9 protein-coding genes and 1 tRNA gene are annotated in these 6,344 nt (G+C 65.1%); 5 read left to right on the top strand and 5 right to left on the bottom strand.

The features are described from left to right. From ACFWF3_RS20200 to ACFWF3_RS20190, 3 genes are all read right to left on the bottom strand, one after another. Positions 1 to 196: response regulator (locus ACFWF3_RS20200; RefSeq protein ID WP_379314842.1), on the bottom strand; the 196-nt coding region annotated here is incomplete at its 3' end. A 65-nt stretch (positions 197 to 261) separates the two neighbouring features. Beyond that, on the bottom strand, positions 262 to 1,791 hold the full coding sequence (locus ACFWF3_RS20195; protein WP_378990802.1) for a trehalose-6-phosphate synthase: 1,530 nt from the start codon (positions 1,789 to 1,791) through the stop codon (positions 262 to 264). A gap of 44 nt (positions 1,792 to 1,835) precedes the next feature. After that, positions 1,836 to 1,994 carry a hypothetical protein gene (locus tag ACFWF3_RS20190; RefSeq protein ID WP_379314841.1) on the bottom strand — a complete coding sequence of 53 codons (159 nt, stop codon included), beginning with the start codon at positions 1,992 to 1,994 and terminating at the stop codon, positions 1,836 to 1,838. A gap of 174 nt (positions 1,995 to 2,168) precedes the next feature. Here ACFWF3_RS20190 and ACFWF3_RS20185 point away from each other — a divergent pair, with 174 nt between their 5' ends. The 3 genes from ACFWF3_RS20185 (at position 2,169) to ACFWF3_RS20175 (ending at position 3,517) form a co-directional block, all read left to right on the top strand. Then, entirely contained in the window at positions 2,169 to 3,002 is an 834-nt protein-coding gene (locus tag ACFWF3_RS20185; protein WP_379314840.1) for an alpha/beta fold hydrolase, read from the top strand. 130 nt (positions 3,003 to 3,132) lie between these two features. Beyond that, on the top strand, positions 3,133 to 3,369 hold the full coding sequence (locus tag ACFWF3_RS20180; protein WP_022565839.1) for an MbtH family protein: 237 nt from the start codon (positions 3,133 to 3,135) through the stop codon (positions 3,367 to 3,369). Between the two features lie 76 nt (positions 3,370 to 3,445). Beyond that, positions 3,446 to 3,517 (top strand) — tRNA-Thr (locus ACFWF3_RS20175). A 58-nt stretch (positions 3,518 to 3,575) separates the two neighbouring features. On the opposite strand, the gene ACFWF3_RS20170 is transcribed toward ACFWF3_RS20175, so the two are convergent. Together ACFWF3_RS20170 and ACFWF3_RS20165 are read right to left on the bottom strand one after the other, a co-directional pair. Further along, entirely contained in the window at positions 3,576 to 4,466 is an 891-nt protein-coding gene (locus ACFWF3_RS20170) for a nucleotidyl transferase AbiEii/AbiGii toxin family protein (RefSeq protein WP_379314839.1), read from the bottom strand. Continuing rightward, entirely contained in the window at positions 4,463 to 5,041 is a 579-nt protein-coding gene (locus ACFWF3_RS20165; protein WP_379314838.1) for a hypothetical protein, read from the bottom strand. Before ACFWF3_RS20165 ends, ACFWF3_RS20170 begins: the two co-directional genes overlap by 4 nt. 286 nt (positions 5,042 to 5,327) lie before the next feature. Here ACFWF3_RS20165 and ACFWF3_RS20160 point away from each other — a divergent pair, with 286 nt between their 5' ends. Together ACFWF3_RS20160 and ACFWF3_RS20155 are read left to right on the top strand one after the other, a co-directional pair. Continuing rightward, complete coding sequence (locus ACFWF3_RS20160) at positions 5,328 to 5,963, top strand: LysE family translocator (protein ID WP_379314837.1); 636 nt, start codon at positions 5,328 to 5,330, stop codon at positions 5,961 to 5,963. Positions 5,964 to 6,098: 135 nt separating this feature from the next. Continuing rightward, positions 6,099 to 6,344: YciI family protein (locus ACFWF3_RS20155; RefSeq protein WP_379314836.1), on the top strand; the 246-nt coding region annotated here is incomplete at its 3' end.

Genomic DNA, 6,344 nt, shown 5'->3' with positions numbered 1-6,344 from the left:
TGCCGGGCATCATCACGTCGACGATCAGCGCCTGCGGGCGGAACGTGCGCGCCCGATCCAGCGCCTCGGCGCCGTCGGCCGCCGTCGCCACCTCGAACCCCTGGTAGCGCAGGCTCACCGCCAGCAGCTCGACGATCATCGGCTCGTCGTCGACGACGAGTACCCGCGCCTCGGGCACATCAGGCACACCGCTCATGCCCCTATGCTCCACCACCCCGCTGGGAAGTGGCTGGACCGACGCTGTGAGGTCGCTGTGTGCCGCTAGCGTTGGTCGGCGGGGTAGGTCTGCTCGTCGCTCATCAGCGCCGAACCCGCCACATTGCCCTGCGACAGCGCGTCGAGGAACGCGCGCGCCCAGCGTTCGACATCGTGGGTGAGCACCTGGCGACGCAGGGACCGCATCCGGCGGCGCTTGGTGTCGCGATCGTCGTCGAGGGCGCCGATGATCGCGTCCTTCACGCTGTCCAGGTCGTGCGGGTTGCACAGGTAGGACTGACGCAGCTCGGCCGCGGCGCCGGTGAACTCGCTCAGCACCAGGGCGCCGTTGAGGTCGCTGTGGCAGGCCACGTACTCCTTCGCCACCAGGTTCATGCCGTCGCGCAGGGGCGTCACCAGCATGGCGTCGGCGGCGATGAAGAAGGCGATCAACTCGTCGCGGGGGATCGGGCGGTGCAGGTAGTGCACGACCGGGTAGCCGACGCGGGCGAATTCACCGTTGATCCGGCCCACCTGACGTTCGATGTCGCCGCGCATCTTGATGTAGCTCTGCACGCGTTCGCGGCTGGGGGTGGCCAGCTGCACCATCACCGTCTCGGTCGGGTCGACGCGGCCCTCCTCGAGGAGTTCCTGGAGCGCGTTGAGCCGGATGTCGATGCCCTTGGTGTAGTCGAGGCGGTCGACGCCGAGCATGATGTTCTTGGGATTGCCCAGCTCCGCACGGATTTTCGCGGCTCGCTCGCGCACCGAACGACGCCGCGACGACTCGTCGAGTTCGGCCGAATCGATCGAGATGGGGAACGCGCCGACGCGCACCGTGCGGAAACCGACCTGCACGACACCCAGTTTCGAGCGAACCCCGATCGTGCCGCGGGAGGTGGGCTGACCGGCCAGTCTGCGGGCCAGGTAGAGGAAGTTCTGCGCGCCGCCGGGCAGGTGGAAGCCGATCAGGTCGGCGCCGAGCAGGCCCTCGACGATCTCGGTGCGCCAGGGCATCTGCATGAACAGTTCGACCGGCGGGAACGGGATGTGCAGGAAGAAGCCGATGGTCAGATCGGGGCGCAGCATGCGCAGCATCTTGGGAACCAGCTGCAGCTGGTAGTCCTGCACCCACACCGTGGCGCCCTCGGCGGCCACCTTCGCGGTCTCCTCGGCGAAGCGCCGGTTGACCTCGACATAGGCCGCCCACCACGCCCTGTCGTACACCGGGCGCACGATCACGTCGTGGTACAGCGGCCAGAGCGTGCCGTTGGAGAACCCCTCGTAGTAGTCCTCCACCTCCTGCGCCGTGAGCGGCACCGGATACAGCTCGAGCCCGTCTTCGATGATCGGCTCGACCTCGACATCGGGCACACCTGCCCAGCCGACCCAGGCGCCTTTGTTGCTGCGCAGCACCGGTTCCAGCGCGGTCACCAGCCCGCCGGGGCTGCGCTTCCACCTGGTGGTGCCGTCGGGCAGGCGCTCGAGGTCGACCGGGAGCCGGTTGGCGACGACAACGAATCCCGAACCAGCGCCGTTCGGCACGAGGGTTTCACTGTTTTCGGACGGACGGTCGTTGGACGGTTGATCGATCATTTGGTCCACTCACGCATCCTTATGCGTCGCAGGGGTGCGCTGTGTCAGGCGGGGGCGATGCCGAGCATCGACAGCAGCATGCGGCATTCGTCGGCGTCTTCGGCGTGTGCCGCGACGACCTTCGGTGCCTGGCGGGCGGTCTCGTCGGCAAGCGGCTCGAGTTCGTCGTCGGCGATGTCGTTGGCGGTGCTCTTCGCGGCCATAATGGGTTCGTCCTCCCGGTTTCCCTGCGCTCTACCTGCGAGTGATCAATACTATCGGGCGCCGGCGCACGGCCGATGAAGTAGCGACGCGTAACACCCCGCCCCGGTGCCGTGTCGTGGCGGTCCCGTTACCGTGGGGCAGTACACGATCGACCCCGCAGAGAGGTTTCTTTCATGCCACTTGCCACGGTGAACGGCATCGCACTGAACTATCAGGTCAAGGGCGACCGTACCAAGGGCACCGACGTCAAGGGCGGTGGTCCGCTGGTGGTGTTGATCATGGGAACGGGCTCGCCGGGCCGGGTGTGGGAGCTGCATCAGGTTCCCGCGCTGGTCGCGGCCGGTTACCGGGTCTGCGTGTTCGACAACCGTGGGATCGCGCCGTCGTTCGAGGCCCCGGGCGGGATGCGGATCGAGGAGTTGGTCGCCGATACCGCCGCGCTCATCGAGTTCCTCGACGAAGGCCCCGCGCTGGTCGCGGGCACGTCGATGGGTGCGCGGGTGGCGCAGGAGCTGGCGCTTGCCCGGCCCGATCTGGTGCGCAAGGCCGTGTTCATGGCCGGACACGGCAGGCTGGATCAGTTCCAGAAGACGTTGTCGGTGGGTGAGCAGGAGCTCGACGCCTCGGCGGTGAAGCTGCCCGCGAAATTCGAGGCGGCGTTGAGCGCGGTGATGAATCTGTCGCCCGCGACGATGGCCGACACCAACTCCGCGCGCGACTGGCTCGATCTGTTCGAGTTCAGCGTGGGGACGCCCTCGGCCGGTGTCCGGGCCCAGCGAGCGATGGATCACGAATTCGATCGGGTCGCCGCGTATCGTTCGATTACGGTGCCCTGCTTGGCAATTGGGTTCGCCGATGATCGGATGATTCCGCCGTACCTCTCGCGTGAGGTCGCCGAGGCCATTCCCGGCGCCCGCTACCAGGAGGTCCCGGATACCGGTCACTACGGCTACCTGGAGCAACCCGAGGCGATCAACAAGATCTTGCTCGACTTCTTCGCCGCCTGACCGCCGTGACCGGGGCAGCATGGGGTAACTCCCTACCAGTAACGTATGCCTTGCTAGGGTCGACACAACGCTCGTGGCTTCGCGGCCGCGCAGTGATCCTGTACACAGCGCCAGTATCCAGTGAGGTGAAATGAGCACCAACCCCTTCGACGACGAGGACGGCCGCTTCTTCGTTCTGGTCAACGATGAAGAGCAGCACTCCCTGTGGCCCGCGTTCGCGGAGGTCCCGGCGGGCTGGCGTGTCGTGTTCGGCGAAGAAAGCCGGGCAGCGTGCGTCGAGTACGTCGAGAAGAACTGGACCGACATGCGGCCCAAGAGCCTGCGTGACGCGATGGCCGCCGACGACGCAGCCCGCGCCCAGTCCTGATCTCCTCCGCCACCGCGTGACACCCATCCGGTGTCGCGCGGTTGGCGTGCGCGGCTAAGATAGTCGCGCACCACCCGCCTCCTTAGCTCAGTGGTAGAGCACCGCTCTTGTAAAGCGAAGGTCGTCAGTTCAATCCTGACAGGGGGCTCGACAAGGACCTGACCTGTGAAAGCAGGTCAGGTCCTTTTGTCTCGTGCCGAACGCGTCTACGGCTTTGGGGACCACAACCGCTCGCGGTGATCCCAGACCTGCCCGGAAACGTTGCCGGACAACGCGGGGTCGCCGAAGATGACGACCGCCGCGACGACTTCTCTAAGATCTTCGGGTAGGACGAGATTGTCGGTTCGGCGACGCCAAGCAGCCCACTTGGTTTGACCGATGGCCGGGTAGCCGTCCAGGGCTTCGCCCAGGGGGATGATCGTGGCCTGGCGAAACCCGGCAACCGCGCTGATCGCATCTTGGAGCTCGGAACCCTGAACCGCGTGATGGTGGCTGAGTGTCCAGATATCGCCGAAGTCGCGCCAACGGGTGCTCGCAGTTCCTCGTTGGACGGCTGTAACAAGCTTCTCGGCGTAGACCATCGACAGCGGGTATCCGCGAACGGTGATCGGCTCACCAGCCAGTAGACGCGGGACTGTGACTGTGGTGGGCGCCGGGTGGATCGGATCGCCGACGTTCACATCAACGTGAAAGCTCAGTTTCGCACGACTCAATGTCGCCTTCGCGGTGACGCGAATGCCCGAGTACTCGTTGTCGTCGCGGATCACCTCGGCGTCGAGGGAGTCGAGCTGGAACACCAAACCGTCGTTGGCGGGAACGGCGACGATTTCACGGACCAGACCGAGTATGTTGTCGGCCGCGTTGCTCACGTCGAGTGCCGCCAGATAGACGTCCCGTGTCGGCCGACGATTTCCGTACGCGGCCAACAGAACTCCGCCCTTCAGCACGAAGGCGTCACGATACGTGCTGGCGGCGAGGCGCAGTAGGGACCCTTCCAGTAGATAGAGGTCGAACAATTCCTGCGTATTGCGGCCCGAGCTCTTCGCCTGTTTCTGCAGAGCCCGATAGGTCGCGTCGGAGAGGCTCGGATCGCTCACAGCAGGATGCTCAATGTGTGGCTCAACCCCCGCTGTGCTGCGGGGAATTGTTTCGCTGCACGTAGGAGCTCGGAGGCTTGGCCGCCTTGACGCAGCCACCGCTTGAGTGCATCGACGGCCATGTCGTCGCCTTCCAGATGCCGTAGGCGGAAGGCGTCGATGATGCTCCGCGGTGCGGAATAGACTCCGATGCTGAGGTCGTGATCGAGATTCATGTGGTCCCGTCCGATATCGAATGTCGTGGCATCGAACCGATGCCACCTGATCGGCATGTCCAAGGCTGGTGCCCGAGTGCCGCGCGGGATTGCGATGTCGATGGAGCTGGGTATGTCGTCGATCAAATCGTGGTGAGCAAGTGCCGAACGGAGCGCGATGGTGGCACGAGGGACACGCAGGGCGATAGCTGAGAGTTCGTCCTCGCCCAGCGACTCGGCTTTGCGGTACAGGCCGCGAGCCAAGCGGACGAGGGCCCCCTCATCGATGAGCTGTCGGAGTCGTCGCTCACCGATGAGTCTGACGGCGTCACTGAACCGGAAGACATTTGGTAGCTCGGCGAGAGCGGCCGCTGAACCCATCGCGCGATCCTTCCCGTCATTCGTAGGAAAACGTTCACAGGTACCTATTGACTGTAAACGTTTTCCTACGGAGAGGCAATCGGTGCTGGACCAGTACGTTTCCGGAAATACCTAGGTGGCACGACGTCGAGGCGTCATGGGATCGCGGGGCGTTATGCGACGCCCTGGATGTCGGCTTTCTCCAGGTTCGCTGCTTGCCGGTGAGAACGACCTCGGCGTGTACGAACGTGCTGGGTCGTGGCGGGATTCGGCTGGACGTATGTCAGTGGCCGGATAGGGTCGGTGGATGGTGCCCCTGTCTCATGCGGCGGCGTTTGTGGTTGCCGCGTTCGTCATCATCGTGATTCCGGGTCCGAAGGTGCTGTTCGCTATCGGGCGGGCACTCACTCTGGGGCGCAGGCCGGCGATTCTGTCGGTGATCGGCGCGGTGGCCGGCTCTGCGGTTCCGCTGGTCGCGGTGGCCTTCGGGCTGGGGGCGGTGTTGATGGCTTCGTCCGCACTGTTCCTGATCGTGAAGGTCGCCGGCGCCGGTTACCTCGTCTACTTGGGCGTCGTAACGATTCGGGACCGGAAGAAAGTGGTGACAGCGCTCGAAGCGGAGGTGCCGAACACCACGGGTCGGCGGGTGCTGTGGCAGGGCTTCGTTGTCGGCGCGACAAATCCCAAGACGATGGTGTTCTTCGGTGCGGTCCTGCCGCAGTTCACGGTGCCGGAGGCGGGCGCACTGCCCGCACAATTGCTGGTGCTCGGGGCGATCTTCCTCGTGATTCAGATGGCTTCGGACAGTGCTTGGGCCTTGCTAGCGGGCACCGTGCGGACGTGGTTCGCGCGATCTCCGCGCCGACTCGAGGCGGTCGGCAGCGTGGGTGGGGCGATGATCATCGGAGTGGGTAGCAGCGTGGCGTTCTCCGGGGCCAACTGACCGGTGCGGACCGGGCCGCTTCGTGCGTTTCGGGGAACTCAGAGAATCTCGGCGTGGGTTGTCGTATTCGGGTTCGGTCGTTCGTGGTGTGGGTAGAGGCAGCCGATCGGCGGCCACCGAGGAAGGGAAATCGCCATGACTCAGTACCTGCTTTCCGTTGTTGTCGAGCCGAGTGTTTATGACATTCCGCAGGAGGAGGCGCAGCCGCAGTACGAGGCGACGGGGAGGTTCAACGACGAGCTCAGGGCCGAAGGGGCGTGGGTCTTCGCGGGTGGGCTCGGACGGATCGATGAGGCCACCACGGTCGACAACACCGGTGCTGACGTGGTTGTCACCGACGGGCCGTATGCCGAGACCAAGGAATGCCTCGGTGGGTTCTGG

Origin of the sequence: Nocardia sp. NPDC060220 (assembly GCF_042727815.1) — a bacterium.
GTDB lineage: Bacteria > Actinomycetota > Actinomycetes > Mycobacteriales > Mycobacteriaceae > Nocardia.
The sequence above is the reverse complement of the archived record's forward strand: the minus strand, read 5'-3'. Positions and strand labels throughout refer to the sequence as shown.

Bases quoted from the DNA above. Each gene is read 5' to 3' on its own strand.
- ACFWF3_RS20195 (WP_378990802.1), bottom strand. From the start codon at position 1,791: ATGATCGATCAACCGTCCAACGACCGTCCGTCCGAAAACAGTGAAACC.
- ACFWF3_RS20190 (WP_379314841.1), bottom strand. From the start codon at position 1,994: ATGGCCGCGAAGAGCACCGCCAACGACATCGCCGACGACGAACTCGAG.
- ACFWF3_RS20185 (WP_379314840.1), top strand. From the start codon at position 2,169: ATGCCACTTGCCACGGTGAACGGCATCGCACTGAACTATCAGGTCAAG.
- ACFWF3_RS20180 (WP_022565839.1), top strand. From the start codon at position 3,133: ATGAGCACCAACCCCTTCGACGACGAGGACGGCCGCTTCTTCGTTCTG.
- ACFWF3_RS20165 (WP_379314838.1), bottom strand. From the start codon at position 5,041: ATGGGTTCAGCGGCCGCTCTCGCCGAGCTACCAAATGTCTTCCGGTTC.
- ACFWF3_RS20160 (WP_379314837.1), top strand. From the start codon at position 5,328: ATGGTGCCCCTGTCTCATGCGGCGGCGTTTGTGGTTGCCGCGTTCGTC.